Origin of the sequence: Peribacillus sp. V2I11, assembly GCF_030817135.1 — a bacterium.
In the GTDB taxonomy this organism is placed as follows: domain Bacteria; phylum Bacillota; class Bacilli; order Bacillales; family DSM-1321; genus Peribacillus; species Peribacillus simplex.
Map to the genome: position 1 here is coordinate 247,720 of NZ_JAUSYW010000002.1, position 22,740 is coordinate 270,459.

Genomic DNA, 22,740 nt, shown 5'->3' on the forward strand with positions numbered 1-22,740 from the left:
GGTTAAATCGAAATGAACCGTATCATAAGTAACGGCGAAATTTCTTTGTGATCCTAATTTTGTGGAAATTTACAAACTCTTAAAAACCAAAAACCCCCTGTAGGCTTCAGGGAGTTTTTTTCTATACGAAATCTTTCCATTCTAGATAGGATTGTGGGTCGATATTTTTTACCTGTTCTAAAAACGACGACAATAAACCCAATCTTTTTAGATGTTTCATAAGAAATTCAGGATGGTCAACCTTTTTTTTAAAATGGCTCACAAGGTCTATTACTTTAAGTTCCCCTTCCTTTGTTACGATGATGTGGTTTAATCTACTATCCAATCGGGTAAATTTTAACCGCTTCATTTCTTTTAGTAAGAATAGGATTTGGTTGGTAACTTTTTCGGATAAAACCTGATTTGCTTTAAGATATTCGAATAAAGAAGGACCCTCAAGGTACTCTATAATGATATAGTTTGCTCCAACCTCATAAAGTTTTGGAACAATGTTAGATTCCTGTGCAGCCTTTAATACTTTGCTTTCTTTCAGGGCGTTCCCATCTTTTGCATAAATTTTTACGCATTGATCTGAAGAAATTTTAAAAACGGCACCTTGCTTCCCCCTTCCAATTAGCGGATATGAGGTTGGATTATGAACAATTTCTACTTTTTCCCCTTTCCTATGAGTAACAATAATAGATTTAAAATTCTCCACTTTACATCAACTCCTTGAATAAGATCATCGCCTTATGAGTATGGTTCATAGCTTATATAGAAAATGTTCTAGTCGTATAACTTCCATCATCATAATAGTTTTTATAGAAGGATCGGAAATATATTCAATCAACTAAAATAGGTTTCAATAGTTTCTGTGCTCAAGTATTCCTTGATGGCATCAATAGGTGGACGACGTTGTTCCCTTTTAACTTGTAAGATACCATATTTTTCTTGATAAATATTGTTGTGCAAAATCTCTGTATCTCGACTTCGATATCGGTTGTACTCATCATTTGAGCGGTCGTTTGTATGATAAATAAATACTATTGGGTGCATCGCTACTTTAATTTTTCCTTTATGACTTAAGAAAAAATCATAATGTTCTCCCACTTTTAACCTTTCATCCCATGTATAGTTTAGTAATTTATCTGTTTTTGCCAAAAAAAAGTTGGCAACAATATCATATAATTCCACACCGTTTTCTGTTCCATATGGATTTGCTTTCAAAGTGAGTTTATCCTCTTCAATCTTAAAAACTGCTTGTGAATTTCTTACCCCATTTGTCTCAATACATCGACCACCAACAATGTCTATATCAGAGTTTTCAAGAACATCAAGTAACCATTCAATATTAGTTTCCTTAATAAAACAAAAATCATCATCAAGTAATAAAAAATATGGAGTTTTCACTTGTTTCATTAGGAAGTTACGACCTTTTGACAATCCACTATCAAAAGGAAGAACATGGTACTCTACATCTGGGAGGGGATTCGGGGATTTACTATCATCTGCTACAATAATATGTAGACTAGGATAGAATTTCTTTATACTCTTTATGAGCATATCTAGGCAATGTGGACGTTCGAATGTTTTAATAATCGCGGTAACTTGCTCGCTTACATTGACTGCCATTTTTTCAGCTCCTTTACGCATTACATTTTCTTTCCATACTTTTTAATTATTTTTATATATAGTATGTAAGATGAGAACTTCTTGAAATGGATAAAAGTTTAAACTTGAAAATTGTGCTCCTGTCTAGAAATAAATAGGTATTCTTATTGCACTGCTAATGCTGTTTATGAATAGAGTATATAGATCGTCCAATAATGATATTAAAGAAAAAATGGAGAAAAATATCTATTTTTTTTAACACTAAAGACCCTAGTCGAAAGACTAGAGCCTATAACGGAATGTAAATTCCGATAAGATTAAACATCTAAATAAAGAGGTGGAAAAATAATGAGCACGATTCATGTTGTAACAGCTGTTAATAATGAATTTGCCGAACATCTGGCAGTTATGTTATATTCCCTGCTAGAAAATAAGGTTTCTAAGAATCCTATCATCTTTTATATTATTAATAGTCAAATCTCTGAGAAAAATAAATCCCTATTAACTAAGACCGTTAAACGATTCAACGCTGAAATCAAATATTTAACCATTGATCCGACCCTATATGATGGATTCATCCTTACTCACCATCTTACTCAGGAAACATATCATCGAATATCGATTCCAGACCTAATAGAAAAAGACATTGAAAAAGTCATTTATTTGGACAGTGATATCGTTATTAAAGAAGACATCACAAAATTATGGGATATTAATATAGATCATTATTTTCTTTCAGCGGTGCAGGATGCTTGGTTAGGGTTAAAAAAGTTAAGACATTCCGACCTTTCGATTCCGGAAGACGGCGATTACTTCAATGCTGGTGTTTTAGTCTTGAATTTAAAAAAGTGGAGAGAGCACAACATAACAAACCAAATTATTGATTTCATGAAAAATAACCAAAACATTATTCGTTATCCCAGTCAAGATTCGATGAATGGAATTCTTCATGATAAATGGCTTCAACTAGACGCAAAATGGAATTATCAGTCAAAACATCTTTATAACACTGACCTTCGGTTAGAACCGGCCATTATTCACTACACAGGGACAGATAGTAAGCCCTGGTGGAGTTCAAAGCACCCTCTTCGCGGTGAATATATGAAATATTTGAAAAAAGTAAAAAAATAGTATAAAAATTAAAAACTCCCTGTAGGTAACAGAGAGTTTTTTTTCTAGGTGAAATGAAGGAGGGTATATGCTCTAGTCGTGTAACCGTACCGCCATTGATTATTTAATATTCTCTAAGCGGACACATATATATACCTTTCGAGACTTGTGTTCATATCATATTATAATCTGATAAGTAAAGGAGAATTGTACATGTCAAAAGCGCCCTTATATATCATTACAGGTGCTGGTGCTTCTGGGAAAACCTTCGTTGTCAATGAACTACGGAGAATATTGCCTGACTATAATGTTTTCGATTATGATGTTCTTTTTCAGTTTTTAAAAAACAAAGACAAAGTAGACAAACAACAAATACAAAATATTTGGCTCCGTGTTGCACGAGAAATCGCTGAAAGTGGCCGAACAACCATAATATGCGGATTAATAAAGCCACAGGATATTGAAATTTGTAAGGACTTCCATTATTTTTCGCACATATATTACCTGGTTTTACATTGTGATGAAAAAACTCGTGAGATACGATTACGTACAAGAAAAAAAATGACAGACGAAAAGATTCAATACATTAAAAAATTAGCAAAATGGTTTATAGAAATAGCCGATAAATATAATCCACCAATGCCAATTATTGATACTTCTAAAACCGATGTAACTAAAGTAGCTGAACAAATAAGAGAATGGATACTTGAAAGGAACAGGATAGATTGACCAAGAGTAATAAAAAAAGCATTCTACTACTTACAAAGCAACGTACTAATGTATCTTTTGTATCCTTAGATGATTTAGTGCCCAAGATCAATTAATACGAACGAGAGGGATTACAAGAAGCAAGATCAATTTATTGATTCCTACTTTTTTATGATCAGGTAGGATTTATTGTTAAGGTATCTTGAGCAACTAGTCCAAACAACATGCGATCTTTTTTCATAAACAATAGGATGAAGGAAAAAGCAAAGTATGAAGAAGGGGATATAATGAAAGTAATTGTCACTGGGGGCTGTGGTTTTATTGGTTCCAATCTAGTCGATCGGTTAATAAAAGAGGGTTTTGAAACCTATGTTATTGATAATTTATCAACAGGTAAAATAGAATTTCTGAATCCGATAGCTAAGTTTTATCAGTCAGACATCTTAGACGTACAGAAGATGAAATCGATTTTTGAAGATGTGAAGCCAAATGCTGTGTTTCACCTAGCCGCACAAATAGACGTACAAACATCTATACACAACCCTGACCTTGATGCACAAATTAATATATTAGGTTCAATTAATCTAATTGAATTATGCAAAACTTATAAAAGCAAACTCATTTATTCATCTTCTGCAGCCGTTTACGGAACACCTCTATATTTGCCGGTTTGTGAACAACACCTTATTCAGCCCCTTTCTAATTATGGTATATCCAAGGTTACCCCAGAACTATATATCCGTTGTTATGCACGACTTTATAATGTGAAATTTACAATTTTAAGATACTCAAATGTGTATGGTCCTCGACAGATGCCAAAGGGCGAAGGTGGTGTTATTTCCATTTTTATTAATAAAATAATAAACGATGAAACCCCTGCCATTTTTGGAGATGGCCAACAAACTAGAGATTTTATCTATGTTGAAGATGTCGTTTCAGCAAATCTCTCTGCACTAAAAGCAGAAAAAAATGGAACCTATAACATTAGTACAAACAAACGAATATCCATCAATGAACTTATAAAAAAAATCAATTGTATCTTAAATAAAAACATTGTTCCAGCATATAAACAAGAACGAATAGGAGATATTGATCACAGTTGTCTTGATAATCAGTTAGCCAAAATGGAACTGAACTGGCAGCCGAAATATTCAATTATTGAAGGTATAACAAAAACCTGCCAATTTAATGAAAATATTCAATAGAAATCCTCTACTCCATCTTCAAATAACAAGGAAACTTGGTCCTGATTTATTCGCTAAATTAAAATATTGAGCTTCTCATAATAAACCGTGGTTCACTATATGTAAGGTATCAAGCTGCGTGTTTAGCAGCTTGAGGGTTTGCAATATCCTCCCTTACCATTTGCACCCGCAATAAGGATTGGAACCATAGTGTCCTGGGTTTCCAAAGTAATGTCCTGGATTTCCAGGATTGTGTCCGGGATTGTGTCCAGGCATCGGGGCTGGTGCAGTAGGCTGTACTGGTGTTTGCTGAAGCCCAGGCGGGGCAAAAGGTGCAAATTGTTGGATAACACCACTAGGTAATGAGAATTGCCCTAACACCGGGTGTGGTGGTCGTGGTGGTCGTGGTGGTAGGTACATTTGCACCAACCCTGGCGGCGTAAAAGGTGCGACATGTTGGATGGCAGCTGGTAATTGTAACACGCCTAATTGCTGCTGTTGCTGGTGTGTCATCAGCTGCGAAGGTATAAATTCCATAAAAGGGTCACCACCTAAAATAGGTGCAATTTGTGGAAAAAAGATAGGTCCTTGTCGAAATTCGTAAGGATTCAAAGGTCTCATTCTAGACATCCTCCTAATTTGGTTATGTTTTTGATTTCCCCCCCTTTATCAACAGATTATCAGGAGAATATTTTATCTTATGCAGATATTAATTTGAAAGAGATTACCTGTATAAAAAAAGGGCTTTAAGAGGCCCTGCCGACAAAACGCGGAAAACATACGTTAAAGAAAATTTGTCTATAAATCTATACAAAAACGATTTTCAAACTAATATTTCGGTTATTTGTATTTGGTTTTTCTTTTGGTCATAGAAAATCTTCAAAAAAGTTACGCTAAGAAACATACCTTCAAACCCTCAAAAAACAAGGGTTTATGGTAAAAAATATCCTTAGCGTAATAAAATCCTGCTTTTTCACTCCAAAAAATGTCTTAACGTATGTTTTCCTTTTGCAACATCCAGACCTATCACTGGATTCATCTTCTATCTCCTCCTAGAAAATTGGATTAACCGGTAACCCCTATTCCTCCATGTAGTTTCATAGCTTCGCTTGTTATACGAGATCTTAGTCCCAACCAGCCTCAATCATGTTTCTACAAGTAGGGGGCGAGCTGTTTAGTTGACGGGATCAAGTCCCAGGGACAGGGACGTTCTACCCCGGCTACCGTTAACATATATCGATATACAAAATGGGCAACCAGAAATAACTGGCTGACCTTATAATACGAACGGGGCAGGTTTGTTAAACAACCTCTGCATGATTTCTACTTATAAAACATATCCTTCTTATAAAGAGGAGGTATATTTAGTGAGGGAATTTCATACCAAATTAAAATATAAAAAATATGTTAATGTTTTTTTCTTGTTTTATATTTTTATGTTAGGTTTTTGGGGTATTAGTACATTCCCAACAAGACTTTACGGGAATATTGGTGATGCTTCACATAATATTGTACCATTTCATACAATTGAAACTTACTTCTTCAATTTTCAACACTATAACTTCGATACTTGGTTTTATAATACATTCGGCACTATATTAGTATTTATACCATTAGGAATTTTACTTCCATTTGTTTGCGCTAATGTAAGAAATATGACATTGATAGTTTTATTCTCATTGTTGGTTAGTCTCACTATTGAAACTATACAATATGTTACTCTGCTAGGTGTGTTTGATGTGGATGATATATTGTTAAATACTTTTGGAGGTATTTTAGGCTTTCTAATTTTTACTTTAATTATAAAAAATATATGGTAAACGTTGTTCATACTGCGTTAGTTCATTAAAGAGCTGTGACGATGAACTGCACCCCAATTGTTAGACAACATCTAACAATTGGAGGTGCAGTTTTTTTGACTAAATATACGATAGACGAAAAATCAAATGCAGTTTTAGAGTACTTAGAAGGGAAAAAATCCTATAAATCCATTGCTCAAGAAAGAAATGTAGGTTTATCCCCTCTGAAAAGATGGGTCGCTCGCTATCTAAAACATGGGATGGAAGGACTTGTTTCATCCTATACAAATTACACTTTGCCCTTTAAACTAGAAGTACTTAAATATTTGAACGAATATGGGGCATCGATCAACGAGACCGCTGTACACTATAACCTTCCTTCCGATTCTACACTTTTGAATTGGGCAAATCAGTTTAAGGAAGGAGGTATAGACGCCCTTAAACCAAAGAAAAAGGGGCGTCTATCCATGAAAAAAGAAACTAAGAAAAAATCGCCAGCTAATGGCTCTCAAGAAGCACTTCTTGCCGAATTAGAATACTTACGTGCAGAGAATGCCTATCTAAAAAAGTTGAATGCCTTAGTTCAAGAAAAGGAAGCCTTACAAAGAAAGAAAAAGCGAAAGTAGTCCATGAACTAAGGAAACAATTTGATTTAAATCTACTTCTATCCATTTCTAAAATGGCACGGAGTACGTACTATTATTGGGTTAACGCCTTCGGGCGTGAGGATAAATACACAGAAATTAAATCCCTTATCAAAGAGATATTCCATACGCATAAAGGGCGTTATGGGTATCGGCGTATCACCCTAGAATTACGTAACCGAGGTGCTCGCATCAATCATAAAACAGTTCTCCGATTGATGAATGAACTAGGATTGAAGTCATTAGTTCGCATGAAGAAATACCGTTCGTACAAAGGGAACATCGGCAAGATTGCGCCCAACATTCTAGCACGTGATTTCAAGGCGGCAAAGTCCAATGAAAAATGGGTGACAGACGTCACAGAATTCCATCTAGCTGGGGAGAAACTATACTTATCGGCCATTCTAGACCTGTTTAATGGAGAAATCATCGCCCATAATATCGAATCTCGTCCTGTTTATCCGCTCGTTTCCAAAATGCTGGATAAAGCCTTTGATCGCTTGGAATCGAAAGATTCACCCATTCTCCATTCAGATCAGGGCTGGCATTATCAGATGAAACAATACTCGCATGATTTGAAAAAACATAACATTACACAAAGCATGTCCCGCAAAGGAAATTGTCTCGATAATGCGGTCATTGAAAACTTCTTTGGCTTATTAAAATCCGAATTACTCTATCTTCAAGAATTTGAAAGCATGGAGCATTTCAAACAAGAACTAGAAGAATATATCCATTACTACAATCATCAAAGAATCAAGGTAAAATTAAAAGGCATGAGCCCGGTAGATTACCGGGTTCATGCCCTCAAGGCTGCCTAAGTAAATAAAGTGTCTAACTTTTTGGGTTCACTTCACGATCAGCTCTTTTCTTATGGAGCTAACGGGGCAGGATAGTTGAAGAGTGCTGTTTGATCTTTATTCAATAATTGGGACAGATTGAAGATCAATTTGAGGTTTTTGACAACAAAATGTATTGCAAAGAAGCTGGCGTTACTGATGGATTAATTTACCGTGTATGTACCCGTAGAGGATTGTCCAAGGTAAATCGGATTAATCTGTTTTCAAGTGTCGGTTCTTCCTGATAAACCTGAAAAAAAGGAAGCAACCAAGCCTGTAAAGATCCAAGTAGCAGAAAAGCCACAAGAAAAACCAAAAGCTCCAACAGGAACCGAAGATTTTATATCACTGAAAAAAATCGTGGTTCCAGAAGCGTTTTTAAACTCGCACCCGAATCCTGAAAAAACGCAGCAAGTCGTCAACTATGTCAAACGGACCGGGCATTTAGATGAACCTCTTCTTTGTACACTCCTAATTAAACCTGTCTAGAACATCCTTTTTAAATGAATGAAACTTTGCTAAAGTTTGTTTATTGTCTGTAAGGATTTCATAATTTTCTATTTGTTCATATTGAATCGTTGAATTTGAATTGATTAATTTTGTAGTATTTTCTGTGTTAATTGAATATTTACTATAAACGGTAGATACTGGTACATACATTAATTTTTCTTTTTTTTCATATTTATAACCATTTGGAATCTTTAATTGCTTCAAAAATAAAATATACTCTTGGGTAGGTTTTAAAATATTATACCCTGAAAGGGCCATATATGTATCAAAGTTAAAATAATTAGGTTCAAACATGTAAAAATATTGGTTTACTTGATCATTAAAATTTTTATAAACTTCTTTAACTTTCATTTTACTAAGAATTGCTTGATTATATAATTCTCTCTCATTACTTACTTTCACCTTAACAATTAAATCTGATTCCTTAATTAATTGATCTAAATTGTTGATATTATTATTAAAATATAACGAAGTGAACTCTTCGTCGTTTTGAATAGAAACATAGCTATTTTTATAACCTTGATTAATATTAGATTTATGAACATTATCTTTAAATGACTGTCGAGTAAAACTCGCAAAAATCACGGCACCCAAGATGAAAAAACAGATAGAAATGTAAAATATTTTTTTGGATTTTCTCATAATAACTCCTTTTTTATCAATTCATTTCAGTTAACTTACCATTTTCCATTTTATATTTCTTATCTGAAAGTAAATCTATATCCTCTTTATTATGACTTGCAATTAATATTGTTGCTCCTCTTTCTTTTTCTGTTAATAATAAATTTCTAATTAATTCTACACCTTCTTGGTCTAATGCATTAGTTGGTTCATCTAATATTATTATTTCCGGTGATTCCATCAATGCCTGGGCTATCCCAAGTCTTTGTTTCATTCCAAGAGAATATTTTTTATAAGTTCTTAAATCAGATGGATCTAATCCTACTTTGATAAGTATATTTTCTATATCTTCTTTAGAAACTTTCTTTTTAATTTCTGATAACAGTTTTAAGTTTTCATAACCTGTTAAATTATTCCAAAATCCAGGTGTTTCAATAATTACACCAATGCTTTTTGAGAATGAGATTTCCTTATGTAATATTGACCCGCCGATAATTATTTCCCCTGACGAGGGCCTAATAAGTCCGCATATCGCCCTAAATAACATGGTCTTTCCTGATCCGTTTCGGCCTAAAAAACCGTGTATTTGACCTTTAGATAGAATTACATTTATATTATCCAATATTTTCTTTCCGTTAATATCCTTAGTAACATTTTTAATTTCAATAATAGACATTAATAAATTCCCTCCTAATAAATATCCAACCTTTTAATTCTTATTGAAAAATATGTAATAACTAACACAGAGCAAACAATTAGATAAATGAGCGAATAAATGATAGTAAAACCTTCTATAGATAAGTTCAATAAATTGGTGTATTTTAATAAAAAGGTTCCTGAATCATGCCAAGTAATGAGAGACTGAAAGAAAGGTATATATTTAATGAAATACAATTTATCTGGGAAGTGATTGTAAATTACACCGGCAGAAAAAATTGAAAGCACATATAAAAATAAAATTATTATATATGAGTAATTACTTTTTAATAAGGTTGATAATACATTCGTTAAAACTACTAAAAAATACCCGGATAGAACGACTAATAAATAAACAAGAATTATATCTTTTACTATAGTGAAATTTATCATGTCTACTCTGTTTATTAGAATTACAATGAAAACACCTATGAATTGAAGAGAGTAATAAATAGAAACTTTTAATAATAGATCACCAAATAATTTCAACACCCATGCAACTCTGTTATTTGTTCTAGTAAAAATGTAAACAGAAAACAAAGAAATGTAATCAGATATATATCCTCCTAATTTATGCATTAAGAAAACTTGTGGAAATATCCATATTAATACAGGGAGTACATTATTAATTCCTGAAATCTCTAGATGACCATATGAAAAAATTATTATTGAAATTATATCTTTCTCGGCATTAGTTATATTCATATAAGGTGAAAAATAAAACCCTAAAAATATACCTATTGCTATGGTGAAAAATATACTTTTCTTATTGAAGAAAATCTCTTTATTCATTTAACTCCTCCAAAGTATGTCCTTTCGTTTAATCTGTTTAAGATTAATCATTAATAATAAAACTAAGATTAGTAAAAACCAAAAAAATACAGAACAACCTTTTATAAAAAACATTTCTAACTCAACTATATTAACTAGAAACATATAATCTGAAAAAGAATAAATTTCTTTATATATAAAGCCTTTAACTAATACAGGTACTACTATAAAGGTATAAATTATAATGTTAGTAAAAAATTTATTGCTTATAATAAATAACACTAGTAAGGAAGAAACACTAATAATTAAAAAGCCTAAAGTTTCTATTGAAAAAATTATTATTAATACAAAAATAAAAAAGGGATTTAATACTTGAGTAACCCCATTTATAAGAACTGAGACCACAAAAATAAGGTTTATAGCTACTGCGAAAAGAAGGGATAGTTTAAGTTGGGACAATATAAGTTCCTTCCACCACAAAAACTTTGAACCTTGGTATCGTAATAAAACTTTGTATTCTATATAGAAATTCGTAAGTTGATAATTTATGACAATATAACTTGGTAATATAAATAATAGGACAAAATGAGTGTTAAACACTACTTTATAAAATGAAAATAAAGTAATGACCCCATTGTCTTTGATATATTCAGAATTTATCGAACCATAAGTTCTCATTAATGTGAAAGCTAAAATAACAATAAAAATAGTATAAATATTAGTCTTAATTATATTAAACACATTCCTAAACATAGATTCTCCCCATTTTCTAATCTTCCATATCAAATTCCTTGCGCAAACCTTTAAAAATATATAGATATAAGAATATGACAAATAGTAGTATAGCCCAGAAAGTTAACTGTAAGGTTGTACCTTGATTTCCAGGAGTTAATTGGGCCGATAAAGATAGTGATTGAGAGAATAGAATTGAAATACCAATTGCTAGTAAAATATTACCGATAAATACAACCATAGCTCCAAATATTTTATGTTTATTTAAATATACAAAATATATTCCAAAGTTAATTAAACCCAATAAACCAGAGTAAAAACTAATAATTAAAATATATTGAAAATTATATAATAATGGTGTTTGAAGTCTTAATACATCAAATAAAGCATTGGGGTTATAGTTTTGTACTCCAATATCATAAGGTGGCAACGAGTAAATATTATTAAACGCCTCTACTGGAAAAGCAATCATACTAAGTATCTGATTTATAGATAAGCTCAATAGAATAATAATAAAAGTACTAAGAAAGGTCACTATAGCCTTTGATAAAAGGTATTTATTTTTATTTACTTTAGTGACTATCGCCTTATAAGCTCCTGTATGGTAATCTTCATGAAATGAATCAGCATATACAATGGCCGAAATTAAGGGGAGTAAAAACAAAAGCGTAGATCTAAGTGAACTAGAGTAAACACCTTGAATAATACTTGATTCATTGGACGATCTAACAAAGCTTAACTCACGTCCATAAAACTGTATAGCTTCACCTATAAAGGCCCCTATAGACAATAGCAACATAAAGAAAAACACTAAATAAAATTCATTTCTCATAAAGCAACGTTTAAACTCGAAATAAAGCATGTTCCTCAAAAGAATTACCGCCTTTTATATTTAATATTCTAACAATAAAACGTCACAAGGTATAATTTTCACCTTAGTGACGTTTTTTTGTTATTTATTTAAAATCTACTTGACCAGCAGCATAAGCTCTAGTAGACCAGTACTCTTCATTTTCCATTGCCATGGCAACTTTTGCTCCTTTAGATCTACCTTCGTTAAAAGTCAAATCTTTAATATTAGTTTCTCTAAAAAGGTATTTATCTGAAAGTTGACTATGCGTGCCAGTTACTGCCCAAAAGTTGGCTACTGATGTTCCTTCTAGGTTTTCTAATTTATTATGAATATAGTCTTCACCAGTTTCTTTTTCATAAGTAGAAGTATAGTTATTACCACTTTGACTAGGTAATACATACCCTACATAACTCCTATAAGCTCCTTCTGATATGGTAGGTACTAGTACGCCTACAGCTAAGGCTCCAGCGAATATTGCTTGTTTTAATCCTTTTTTCATTCCATGTTCCCCCTAATATACTATTAACATTTTTTACTAATTTAGTATAACGATATAAGTTTAACTAAGCAAGAAAAAAATGTATAAATTATAATATATACCCAATATTATAGTTCAATAAAAAACTTGGTTTTTTATGGTAAAATATAAAATATTGTTGGGGAGGATTACTTGGAATCAAATATTATGGTTTTATTCGTATTTTTAGTTTGTATATGTATTAGTTCGGTTCTGAATATACTTTTTAAGATGACAAAAAAAAGAGATTGGCTTATAACTTTCTTAATAAGTTTAGGTTTATCAATAATAATAGTTCCTCTATTAAATGGTGGATAAGAGCTGTCTTTAAGGCAGCCTTTTTCTTTATGCAACTATAGGGGCAGTTTAGTTGAAGAAGAATAAGTATCAGTTACTACAAGAATCAGAGACGACTATGTTCTTTGGTATTGCCGACTTAATCGTAGGCGAAGGCAACATCCCACACGTAACCCATCCCATTTACGATGAAAGTAGTAAGGTGAGAAGTAGCTGACCATTTGGTGTGTACTACGTAAAGTTAAAATTGTGTTGTTTTATCAGCGAGTTTATCCCATACAAAAAGCTCTCAAACGAATATATTAAAATAAGATTAAAATTACTTTTTTAATCTAAAAAATTTTAATAGAAGGGAATTTTTTTCGGTAATGAAATTACGAAATGACTTTCTCTACATTGGTGACGGCTCAGACAACACCGTGAAGACTTTCGATGCAGAAACGGGGAGGTTTCTTGGCAGTTTTGTTGCATCCGGCAGCAATGGCTTAAGCGGTCCTCGAGGACTGATTTTCGACCATGTGGGTAATCTCCTAGTCACGAACCAAAACGTTGGACAACCTCAGAATGGTGACGTTTTGAAGTATAATGGACAGACCGGTGCGTTTCTGGGTGAACTTGTCAAATCGAATGCACCAGGCGCCCCGTTTGCACCGCGCGGCATCGTTCTGTCGAAACAAAATGTCCTGTTTGTGGCGGACATGGGTGACGTAGACGTGCCGGGAGAAGTACGGTTGTATAATGGCACCACAGGGGTGTTTCTTGGAAACCTCGACCACTCCGGCTTCACTGGACAGTTCCATCCTCGTGCTTTGGTCATTGGTCCCGACGGCTTGCTGTATGTCTCCGTACGCAATCTGCCACAGCCGGAAGGTGGCGCTGTTCTGCGATTTAATCCGAAAACTGGGAAGTTCCTTGGAGTATTCATTGAGAGCAACACTGTTAACGACCTCAACCGTCCAGAAGGCTTAGTCTTCGGTCCCGACGACAACCTCTATATCACCAGTTTCAGAAGGGACGCGAGTGACACGGACAAAATTCTGATTTTCGACGGTGAAACGGGCAAGTTTCTCGACAAGATTAACCTTGATTTCGTCGGGCAGCCACGAGCCTTTGCGCAGGCAATTCTATTTGGTCCTGATGGAAAACTGTTTGTGCCAATTAATGGTGACGGTCCCGACACAGGTTCGGTGCGGCGATACAACCTCCATCATCATCATAAAACGTTCGATGTGTTCGTGCTACCGGCTTCAGCGGGTGGACCGTTAGGGATGCCGTGGTATCTAACATTTGGCAATACAAACCCCGGTACACTAGCTTACCAGCATGACCAGGAAGAGAGCAGCGACCATCATCACCATCATGTTGACGAGAGTAGTTAATATTTGAATATATAAGGAAAGACCGTTCTAACATTTAGACCGGTCTTTTTTGGACAAGGTGTAACCCTTCTAAAAGGTTAGATTTACCATTTCTATGATTTGTTAAACAATATTCCTTATTGAGCTAACGGGTGCGTTAGTTGATTAAGGAACACAAAAATGATCAATTTTTTTATAAATGAAATATCCAATAAAAAAATTATAAGGGCAGGTTTTGATCAATTTTTTTTCAAAACATGCCCTTTCTATTTATTCATTTATCAAGGTTTCTTGTATTAATTTGATCAAACTTTGTTTCAAAGCTATAGGAAAGCTATAAGCAGACGAACCAACAGTCCCTATTGCACAAAAAAAGCCTAATTTTCTCTATTAATTCAGAGTTAAATTGGGCTTTTTAATTGAAAAATATCTTAGCGTTGTAAATCCGCATTTTCCTGACTGTACCCCGATTTGAGCATAAAAAAACACTCATCTATAAAATGAGTGTCAGGAGGTCGAGGGTTAACACCGATATTCGGTGCTTTTTCTTACGACTAAGAGATCAGTAAATTATTTTACTTTAATGACTCCACATATGAATGAACCATTTCTGGGGTAACTAATTTACGAGTAGGTATTAGCCTTTGGTTTGCAAGAACATTGATTTGCATAGTGATTTGATTAATATGGTCTGTTGTAAAATCCTTTTCAGCCTTACATAATTCTATAGCTCCTTGAATATAATCTTCACGTTGTTGGTCTAATAGGGAAAATTTAGTAAAAAGTTGATTTTGTTTTTGAGCATGTAACGTAAGGGCTTTATGTACACTTATTGTCCTTCACTCCTATAATTTTTTCTATTTTTCTAATAGCTACTTCTATATTAACATCATCATTTTTTTAGCAATAGCAAAAACTATAAAAGATAAATCCAAAAGGTAGTTGTTTCACGCATCTGATGTGATTATGAATACGGACGAGTAAGCACCATTGATCAATCATTAGATTTACAGGAAGAGAAGTTAAAAGAATATGGCTGTGAGAAGATATTCATGGAGAAACAAAGTGGTGCTAAAAGTGATCGTGAGGAACTGATTAAGGCGTTAGACTTTTTAAGGGAAGGAGACAAGCTGGTTGTTTACAAAATAGACAGACTAGCTAGGAGTACATTTGATTTACAAAAGATTGCTAAGGAACTAGAAGAACGGGGAATAGCTTTAGTATTCATCAAAGAACAGATTGATTTTAGTACACCATCTGGAAAGCTAATGTTTACTATGCTGGGGGCTATTGCTGAGTTTGAACGTGATTTAATCAAAGATAGGACCACTGAGGGACGTGAAAGGGCAAAAGCTAAAGGAACTCATATGGGACGTAAAGGAAAGGACGAGAAGGACGTTAAAAAGGCTTTGAAGCTGTTTCAGGAGAGAGAATCTAACGGATTAAGTGTAAATGAGATAGCTAAAATGACAGGCGTTCCACGTTCCACTATTTACGCTAAAGCGAAAGAGACGAGACTTTAATAGTGTTAGCCTTTTTCTTTATGCAACTAACGGGGCAGGATAGTTCAACAAGCATATTGTATTCGAACTGTGTAATAAATACTAAAAAATAAGAATAGAAAAATGATATTTAAATCTAATTACTGGATTTTTATGGTAAAATAGGTTTTTAAACTGTTGTTATGAACGAGGTGATTTAATGGATATTTTATTCTCTCCTTATGCAAGCTACGTGATTACATTTATTCTTCTAGTAACTTTTGTAATAGCTCTTAGAAAGAACAAAAAAGGAATAGCAATTGTTTGTCCACTTATTTTCATCTTTTTAGGCATTATTAGTATCGTATCTGGCCCTTTAGTTGTAGGAGGTTTTGAAGGAATGGCTGTTTCCATATCAGGTATTGTTTATTTAGGGTTAGGAGCCATTACACAACTTATAAACAGTCTAATTATTTATAGGACAAAAAATAATTCCTAAATTCCTTAAATAGTTACAGGTAATAAAATCAAAAAAATCTTATACAATTCATTAGACGGTAAATCCGTCTTTTTTTATGTAGTTTGTGTCATATCTACAATAAGCCTTATTGATCTAGGGGCAGGATAGTTCGACAAGGAATTAGACTTCATCCTATAGAAATCAGTACCTTGAATTCTAATTTAGATGAGGAAAAGGGGAACTAAATGAACTATAAAGTCATAATAAACATGCCAATATCTAATCATGAAGTACCTGAATTAAGAGAGCTTGTTGGATGGGGAAGACGCGATAAAGATTACCCTAAATTGTTTGAGCGTTGTAATTTTTGGGCTGGAGTAAGAGACGAAACTAATAAACTTATATCATTTGGTTATGTTGCAGGCATGGGATTAGAACATGGTTATATGGAAGATATAATTGTTCATCCTAATTATCAAAAAATAGGGATTGGTATGGAGTTAGTAAGAGAATTATTAAGAGAGTCTGAACGGTATGGATTGGAAATTGTTACCTTGACCTATGACTCCAAACATAAAAACTTTTATGAAACCTGTGGCTTTACTCCCTGTTCAGGTGGGGTATGGAAAAAACAATAATGAACTAATGGGTGCTTTAGCTTAGGATCAGAGCTGTCTTTAAGGCAGCTGCAGTAATGAAGGATAAATTTTACATAAATATTGTTTTATCCAGGTTTTACCTTGTGGAATTATTGCGTTAATTAGGATGTCAATTAAACCGAAATATGGGGGGATTTACATGAAAATAAAGGAAGTAATACTGTACACAAATTCATTAGATGGGATTAGCAATTTTTATGTCGATGTATTGGAATTACCAATTATACAAGAGAACAACGAAAAGATTTCCTTTAAAGCTGGCACGTCGATACTTACATTTAATCAATCAAGCGAGCACGAGTTCCCTTACTACCATTTCGCATTTAATATCACTGAAAATAAAATAGAGCAAGCTTTACAATGGTTGAAAAACAAAGCAGTTACAATCAATCAGATTAACGGGATAGACCATTATTACGATGAATCCTGGAATTGTCATTCCATTTACTTTTATGACCCTTTGGGTAACATTGTTGAGTTTATTGCTCGCCACACTATTCCCGAAATCGAGCATGGGGATTTTAATTCTCAAGATATTAAAAATATAAGTGAAATTGGACTACCTGTAGAAGATGTAGAACAAGCTTCAGAAATATTGCAAAAGAAATATAATGTTGGTGTTTATAAATCCTCTAATAATGTTTTTGCCCCACTTGGAAACGAAGAAGGGCTATTTATACTATCGGGGCTAAATCGAAATTGGGCGGGTTCTAATAAAAAGGTAAAAGTATTTCCTCTTATTGTTGATATTTATAATAATATTCAGCGAAATGATAACTTTTTGAGTTATCCATACACTATTCGCGAAACACTATTCCGTTAACGGGCGCGATTCTTGAAGAAGTTTCGCTTTTCTTAATGAACTAACGGGTGCGTTAGTTCTATAAGGATCCTAAAATTTAATCAAACTTTTTTATAAAAACTGTATACAAATCACAAAAAAAGAAACCATTTTGAACAATCTTTTTTCAAAATGGTTTCTTTTTATTTACGCTAATATGGGGGTTCAGGAGGACCTTTTTTGATTAATCCTTATTGTTGATTCTTTTACGTGCAAAATAGCACTTAAAATTTAGTGGAAATAGAAAATTCTTAAATACAAACCAGGCGGCTATCTATTTAGGTACTTTGAAGATTTCGAGAGATAGGAATTATGGTTCTTTTTTTATGGAAACAGGCACACCTTAAAGGCATTCCTTTGATATTATTCATATCCAAAGAGAATTTTGAAAAACTAACAAACATTAAAGGACCGTCAATAGACCTGTTTTTTGTACGAAAGAAGGATGGCCACCAAGTTTCGACGAATATATCAATATACTTATTGGAGGTGTTGGATATGGGGATTTGTTGTGGAGAGTGTCACGTTGAATTAAAGAGTGATGATTATGTCACATTGGATGAATTTAGCACGCTGAGGCACACATATTGCGGTTATGATCTTATTGCCGAGCTGATCAAAGACATTGGGACTTATCGAAATATCAAAACAAAGTATTGGTTTTCCCGTGAGCGTACTAAATGAAAATCGGTAAAATCTTGGAGTTAATTAAAACTGATACACCAGCGAATATTGCCAAAAGGGCTGATGTTCATCTTTCAGAAAAAATACTAAGAAAAGCATTGAATAAAGCTGGTTATAAGTATAGAAATTCAGGCGAAAAAGGCTGGTATTTCGTTGGTGAAGGTGACGAGGAAACGGTACAAGAGCAGCTTATTTATGACTTTGCAACAGCAGGAAAAGCAAAGGCGAACGTTTCAACTAATGTAAATAAAGAACCTATTAACGATACCAACCAACGTTCTAACGTTGGCATAAAACGTGGTAAAGAACAGGTCAAACAAGCGAACGAACAATCAGCACCAACCATAGAACGAACCAACGTTATAAGAAAACGTTCTTCATTCGATATGGATGTTGAACTTATGAAGGAACTAAAAATACAAGCAATCATTCATGATAGGACGGTTTATGAACTAGTTGAAAGTGCCGTAAGGCACTATTTAGCTGAATTAAAGGGAAAATGATGTGGCTTTGAAATAAAGTCACGATGTTTATAATAAAGTTGCACCGTTTTACCCCTTTGGATAATATCCTCTAAAGGTGTTTTTATGTCCAAAAGATAAAGTACATCTGAAATTTTAAAATGGATCAAGGGAATTTTTGAGTGGTAATAGAGTTGTTCCGTTAAAGGGCGCGATTCTTTAATAAGAATTACTTTTCTTATAGTTGCTAACGGGTGCGTTAGTTTAAGTTCAGAGCTGTCTTTAAGGCAGCTTTTTCTTGTGTGCCAGGCATGGCAACTATCTAGGTGGTGAAAGTCCACTGTGGGGGTACACATCGACCAACCACTAAGGAAGCGCAAGGTACTTATCGTGAGGTAAAGGCTGGAGGAAGCGTGGAATAAAATCTTGGCTCGACGAACAGGAATCTGATACTAAGGCTCTATAAAGGGATTAAACTCCAAGACAAGTTAAAGTCCAAAAGATGTGCGTAACTTTATAGAGTAAATCAGGCGAGTAAAAGAGGAAAGATAGGTGTCTTACCCTGGGAGGTCTTGCGGATGTACAGAAGTACAGTCGAAAAAGGTTAGTCGCAAGAAGTCAGCAGAAGCTATAGTAATGAAATAATTTCATGAAGGGCTGAACAATTTATAGTGTTTCAACGCCACGAATGCGTAAGTGACGAACTCCGAATGTGTTAATGGTGAAAGTATGAGCGTACCTCAAAGAATAACCAAAATGGAGATATCACTTACTACGTGAGAGGAAAGGAGAAACGAGTGTGGAACTTTTAGAACAAATCCTAAGTAATAAAAATATGAACGAAGCCTACATACGTGTCTATAAAAATAAAGGTGCAAGTGGGGTCGACGGAGTAACAGTCGACGAACTAAAGCAATACCTGAAAGAGAACAAAGATGAACTGCGTCAGCGCATCAGAACAAGAAAATACCAACCACAAGCTGCCTTAAGAGTGGAGATCCCAAAAGAAAATGGAAAGATGCGCAAATTGGGAATACCAACAGTAGTGGATAGAGTCGTTCAACAAGCCATTCATCAAGTTCTCAGTCCACTATTTGAAAAGCAATTCAGTGAATTCAGTTACGGTTTCAGACCAAAAAGAAGTTGTGAAATGGCGATAATTAAAAGCCTGGAGTTTCTGAATGATGAACATGATTGGGTAGTCGACATTGATCTTGAAAGATTCTTCGATACCGTCCATCACGATAAACTCATGAGAATCATATCCAACACAATAAAAGACGGAAATGTCATCTCGTTAATCAGAAAATACTTAGTCAGTGGAGTCATGGTGAATGGAAAATATGAAGACACACCTGTCGGTACTCCGCAAGGAGGTAACCTCAGTCCACTATTAAGTAATATAATGTTAAACGAACTTGATAAGGAACTGGAGAAAAGAGGACTAAGGTTTGTGAGATACGCTGATGATGCCCTTATCTTTGTGAAAAGTGAAAAGGCAGCGAACCGAGTAATGAGCACAATCGTGAGATTTATAGAAGAGAAATTAGGCCTGATAGTCAACGTAGAGAAGAGTAGAATCTCACGTCCAAAAGAGTTGAAATTCTTAGGATTTGGGTATTATTACGACACTAATAACAACAACTACAAAGTGAAACCTCATCCAAGTTCTGTACAGAAGTTTCAAAGGAAACTTCGACAACTGACAAAGCGAAATTGGAATGTTCCACTAGACTACCGAATATTGAAATTGAACCAAGTAATAGTTGGATGGGTAAACTACTTCAGAGTGGCAAACATGAAAAAAACGACGGAACGAATAGACACAAAGCTTCGCTCTAGAATTAGGGTCATCATATGGAAACAATGGAAAGTAGCGAAGAAACAAATTAAATCGCTTATTCAACTAGGAATTCCGGAGGAAGAAGCGAAAGGATTAACCTACTGTCGAAAAGGTTACCGATTCATAGGAGTATCCAAAGTCGTCCAAAGAGCAATCTCAAACAAAAGACTAAAGCAGAGGGGAGTCCCCTCTGCTTTAGAACATTATCTAAAAGTACACACTGTGATATAAATTGAAACGCCGTATACGCGAACCGTACGTACGGTGTTGTGAGAGGGGCGAAAATAAACTTATTTTCCCCCTACTCGATTATTAAACTATCGGAGCAGATTAGAACAATAAGTCCTATGGTATAATTCTGCTAATAGTTGAGTTTTCGGGGGTAAGTCAATGAATAATCAAGATTATTTTAATGATGAAAACTATACTGGTAATCACCTTCATGTAGATAATTGGAAATATGAGTTCACTCCATATATAGAAGCAATTGCTTGGGTAAGAAAAGACAGTTCAATGGACTTGTTTTTTAATGATTTCGCAGATGATAAGGAGTTTCAAGCGTTATTTAGTGATAAAGAATACTATTATAATGAACTTATGGGTGTATTTCTTGGTAGTTAAAACTAATCAGGAAGTATACGAAATGTTTCGTAATTGGGTTGATGGAGTGCTATACCCATTTAGGAAGAGAGCTAAATAGAAAAGAAAGGATTTTTTCTCTCTTAATGGTTAGTTCTATTTATCATTGTATAAATGTAACCTCTTTACTAATTTCCATATTTTACACCTCCTACTTGGGCGTGAATGCGTTTACATTTAAATTTGCAATGATAACGTTGTAAAATTTCCTGTTTAAATAATCAACTATATTCACCTCTTAATTTACTAAACATATTGGTGTATAATAAATAAATCCATATAAAGACGGAGATGAATGCTTTGGTTACAATTACTGATATCGCGAAGCTTGCCGGAGTTGCTAAGAGTACAGTTTCACGTTATCTAAATAATGGTTCTGTTAGTGAGGCAACGAAAAATAAAATCGAACGTGTGATAAATGAAACCAGCTACGCTCCTAATGCCTTCGCTCAAAGTTTAAAAGCAAAGAAAACTAATATAATCGGTACCATCGTACCGAGACTTGATTCGTATGCTTCTTCTCATACGTTAATTGGCATTGATGAACAATTAAGAGAACTAAATTATCAAATGCTGATCTCAAATACCGGTCAGGATTTAGATCGGGAAATTGAAAATATTTACACACTGGCTAAGCAAAAGGTTGCGGGAATGATTTTGCTTCCATCCCAAGTTACAGACGCCCATTTAGAGGCCTTCAAAGAGCTGCACTTGCCCGTTTTACTGGTTGGTCAGCAGCATGAAACAATTCACAGCATCATACACAATGATTATGAAGCAGCATATGATCTCGGAAAACATGTGCTGGAAAAAGGTCACCGTAAGATTGCTTTTTTGGGCGTAACAGGAAAAGATATTGCTGTAGGAGTCATGCGAAAAAAAGGATTTCAGCGGGCGATAGATGAAAAATCAGACTGTGAAGTAAGGTATTATGAAACAAGCTTCAGCATAACAGATGCATTAATCAATGTCCCCTCTATTATTGAGGAATTCACTCCCTCTATTATCGTATGTGCAACTGATAATATAGCGATTGGTGCTTTGAAAGCAGCTTATTTAAGAGGTTTAAAAATCCCAGAAGACTTGTCGATCACTGGATTTGGAGGTTATGAAGTAACAGAGATGATACACCCAGGCATAACTACAGCGAAATTTTACTACAAAGAAGCAGGACAAATGGCAGCTAAAAGTATCGTAAAGCTTGTTAACGGGGAAGAATTACCAAAATTATCTCTATCAAAATATAAAATTATTGAAAGAGAAAGCGTTGACAATCGTTTACTACACCGATTATAATCAAAATGAAATCGGTTACCAAATATTTCCCTTCTAAAATGTAACCGGTTTCTGTGAATCAACTTGTTGATTTATATTTTTTTGGTTTATGCTGGAACCGGTTCCGTTGCTTAATATATTCATATATTTTTTTGGATTCAAACGGAA

The 22,740-nt window shown here is 34.2% G+C and carries 23 protein-coding genes and 1 pseudogene; 15 read left to right on the plus strand and 9 right to left on the minus strand.

Annotated features, from left to right (window positions below; translation table 11 throughout):
- Positions 1–121: 121 nt before the first annotated feature.
- Positions 122–697, minus strand: coding sequence for a serine/threonine protein kinase (locus QFZ73_RS27830; protein ID WP_307273823.1), 576 nt, complete (start codon positions 695–697; stop codon positions 122–124).
- Between the two features lie 128 nt (positions 698–825).
- Positions 826–1,611 carry a glycosyltransferase gene (locus QFZ73_RS27835; protein ID WP_307273826.1) on the minus strand — a complete coding sequence of 262 codons (786 nt, stop codon included), beginning with the start codon at positions 1,609–1,611 and terminating at the stop codon, positions 826–828.
- 327 nt (positions 1,612–1,938) lie between these two features.
- On the opposite strand from QFZ73_RS27835, the gene QFZ73_RS27840 reads away from it, so the two are divergent.
- The 3 genes from QFZ73_RS27840 (at position 1,939) to QFZ73_RS27850 (ending at position 4,613) form a co-directional block, all read left to right on the plus strand.
- On the plus strand, positions 1,939–2,721 hold the full coding sequence (locus QFZ73_RS27840) for a glycosyltransferase family 8 protein (protein WP_307273828.1): 783 nt from the start codon (positions 1,939–1,941) through the stop codon (positions 2,719–2,721).
- A 192-nt stretch (positions 2,722–2,913) separates the two neighbouring features.
- Positions 2,914–3,429, plus strand: a complete 516-nt coding sequence (locus QFZ73_RS27845; protein ID WP_307273832.1) for a DEAD/DEAH box helicase family protein — start codon at positions 2,914–2,916, stop codon at positions 3,427–3,429.
- A gap of 266 nt (positions 3,430–3,695) precedes the next feature.
- Entirely contained in the window at positions 3,696–4,613 is a 918-nt protein-coding gene (locus QFZ73_RS27850) for a GDP-mannose 4,6-dehydratase (protein WP_307273834.1), read from the plus strand.
- Between the two features lie 153 nt (positions 4,614–4,766).
- On the opposite strand, the gene QFZ73_RS27855 is transcribed toward QFZ73_RS27850, so the two are convergent.
- On the minus strand, positions 4,767–5,222 hold the full coding sequence (locus QFZ73_RS27855; RefSeq protein WP_307273838.1) for a hypothetical protein: 456 nt from the start codon (positions 5,220–5,222) through the stop codon (positions 4,767–4,769).
- A gap of 737 nt (positions 5,223–5,959) precedes the next feature.
- Here QFZ73_RS27855 and QFZ73_RS27860 point away from each other — a divergent pair.
- Entirely contained in the window at positions 5,960–6,412 is a 453-nt protein-coding gene (locus QFZ73_RS27860) for a VanZ family protein (protein ID WP_307273840.1), read from the plus strand.
- Positions 6,413–6,507: 95 nt separating this feature from the next.
- Positions 6,508–7,856, plus strand: a protein-coding gene (locus QFZ73_RS27865; protein ID WP_307273844.1) for an IS3 family transposase whose coding sequence is annotated in 2 segments (ribosomal slippage) — positions 6,508–6,952 and positions 6,952–7,856 — 1,350 coding nt in all. Because the reading frame shifts where the segments join, the coding sequence is not laid out codon by codon here.
- Positions 7,857–8,345: 489 nt separating this feature from the next.
- On the opposite strand, the gene QFZ73_RS27870 is transcribed toward QFZ73_RS27865, so the two are convergent.
- From QFZ73_RS27870 to QFZ73_RS27890, 5 genes are all read right to left on the minus strand, one after another.
- Positions 8,346–9,026 (minus strand): hypothetical protein, encoded by a 681-nt coding sequence (locus tag QFZ73_RS27870; RefSeq protein WP_307273845.1) that lies wholly within the window; start codon positions 9,024–9,026, stop codon positions 8,346–8,348.
- A 16-nt stretch (positions 9,027–9,042) separates the two neighbouring features.
- Positions 9,043–9,681, minus strand: coding sequence for an ABC transporter ATP-binding protein (locus QFZ73_RS27875; RefSeq protein WP_307273849.1), 639 nt, complete (start codon positions 9,679–9,681; stop codon positions 9,043–9,045).
- A gap of 14 nt (positions 9,682–9,695) precedes the next feature.
- Positions 9,696–10,493 carry a hypothetical protein gene (locus tag QFZ73_RS27880; RefSeq protein ID WP_307273852.1) on the minus strand — a complete coding sequence of 266 codons (798 nt, stop codon included), beginning with the start codon at positions 10,491–10,493 and terminating at the stop codon, positions 9,696–9,698.
- Between the two features lie 748 nt (positions 10,494–11,241).
- Positions 11,242–12,075 (minus strand): hypothetical protein, encoded by an 834-nt coding sequence (locus QFZ73_RS27885; RefSeq protein WP_483878195.1) that lies wholly within the window; start codon positions 12,073–12,075, stop codon positions 11,242–11,244.
- 85 nt (positions 12,076–12,160) lie between these two features.
- Positions 12,161–12,556, minus strand: coding sequence for a hypothetical protein (locus tag QFZ73_RS27890; RefSeq protein ID WP_307273855.1), 396 nt, complete (start codon positions 12,554–12,556; stop codon positions 12,161–12,163).
- 683 nt (positions 12,557–13,239) lie between these two features.
- Between QFZ73_RS27890 and QFZ73_RS27895 the strand changes: the two genes are divergently transcribed.
- Positions 13,240–14,250, plus strand: a complete 1,011-nt coding sequence (locus QFZ73_RS27895; protein ID WP_307273858.1) for a Vgb family protein — start codon at positions 13,240–13,242, stop codon at positions 14,248–14,250.
- A gap of 554 nt (positions 14,251–14,804) precedes the next feature.
- On the opposite strand, the gene QFZ73_RS27900 is transcribed toward QFZ73_RS27895, so the two are convergent.
- Entirely contained in the window at positions 14,805–15,062 is a 258-nt protein-coding gene (locus QFZ73_RS27900; RefSeq protein ID WP_057277283.1) for a DUF2533 family protein, read from the minus strand.
- 138 nt (positions 15,063–15,200) lie between these two features.
- Here QFZ73_RS27900 and QFZ73_RS27905 point away from each other — a divergent pair.
- From QFZ73_RS27905 to QFZ73_RS27945, 9 genes and pseudogenes are all read left to right on the plus strand, one after another.
- Positions 15,201–15,752: pseudogene (locus QFZ73_RS27905) on the plus strand (recombinase family protein); the annotation flags it as partial.
- Between the two features lie 178 nt (positions 15,753–15,930).
- Complete coding sequence (locus QFZ73_RS27910; protein WP_307273861.1) at positions 15,931–16,209, plus strand: YesK family protein; 279 nt, start codon at positions 15,931–15,933, stop codon at positions 16,207–16,209.
- Between the two features lie 206 nt (positions 16,210–16,415).
- Complete coding sequence (locus QFZ73_RS27915; RefSeq protein WP_307273864.1) at positions 16,416–16,808, plus strand: GNAT family N-acetyltransferase; 393 nt, start codon at positions 16,416–16,418, stop codon at positions 16,806–16,808.
- A gap of 160 nt (positions 16,809–16,968) precedes the next feature.
- A complete protein-coding gene (locus QFZ73_RS27920) occupies positions 16,969–17,652 on the plus strand; it encodes a VOC family protein (RefSeq protein ID WP_307273867.1) in 684 nt (227 codons plus the stop codon).
- A 330-nt stretch (positions 17,653–17,982) separates the two neighbouring features.
- On the plus strand, positions 17,983–18,354 hold the full coding sequence (locus QFZ73_RS27925; protein WP_251438311.1) for a hypothetical protein: 372 nt from the start codon (positions 17,983–17,985) through the stop codon (positions 18,352–18,354).
- Positions 18,351–18,857: a hypothetical protein gene (locus tag QFZ73_RS27930; RefSeq protein WP_307273871.1), complete on the plus strand. Its 507-nt coding sequence runs from the start codon at positions 18,351–18,353 to the stop codon at positions 18,855–18,857. Before QFZ73_RS27925 ends, QFZ73_RS27930 begins: the two co-directional genes overlap by 4 nt.
- Before the next feature lie 757 nt (positions 18,858–19,614).
- Complete coding sequence (ltrA, locus tag QFZ73_RS27935) at positions 19,615–20,889, plus strand: group II intron reverse transcriptase/maturase (protein WP_307273874.1); 1,275 nt, start codon at positions 19,615–19,617, stop codon at positions 20,887–20,889.
- Positions 20,890–21,048: 159 nt separating this feature from the next.
- Complete coding sequence (locus QFZ73_RS27940; RefSeq protein ID WP_307273876.1) at positions 21,049–21,279, plus strand: hypothetical protein; 231 nt, start codon at positions 21,049–21,051, stop codon at positions 21,277–21,279.
- 318 nt (positions 21,280–21,597) lie between these two features.
- Positions 21,598–22,593 carry a LacI family DNA-binding transcriptional regulator gene (locus QFZ73_RS27945; protein WP_222620052.1) on the plus strand — a complete coding sequence of 332 codons (996 nt, stop codon included), beginning with the start codon at positions 21,598–21,600 and terminating at the stop codon, positions 22,591–22,593.
- Positions 22,594–22,740 lie beyond the last annotated feature (147 nt).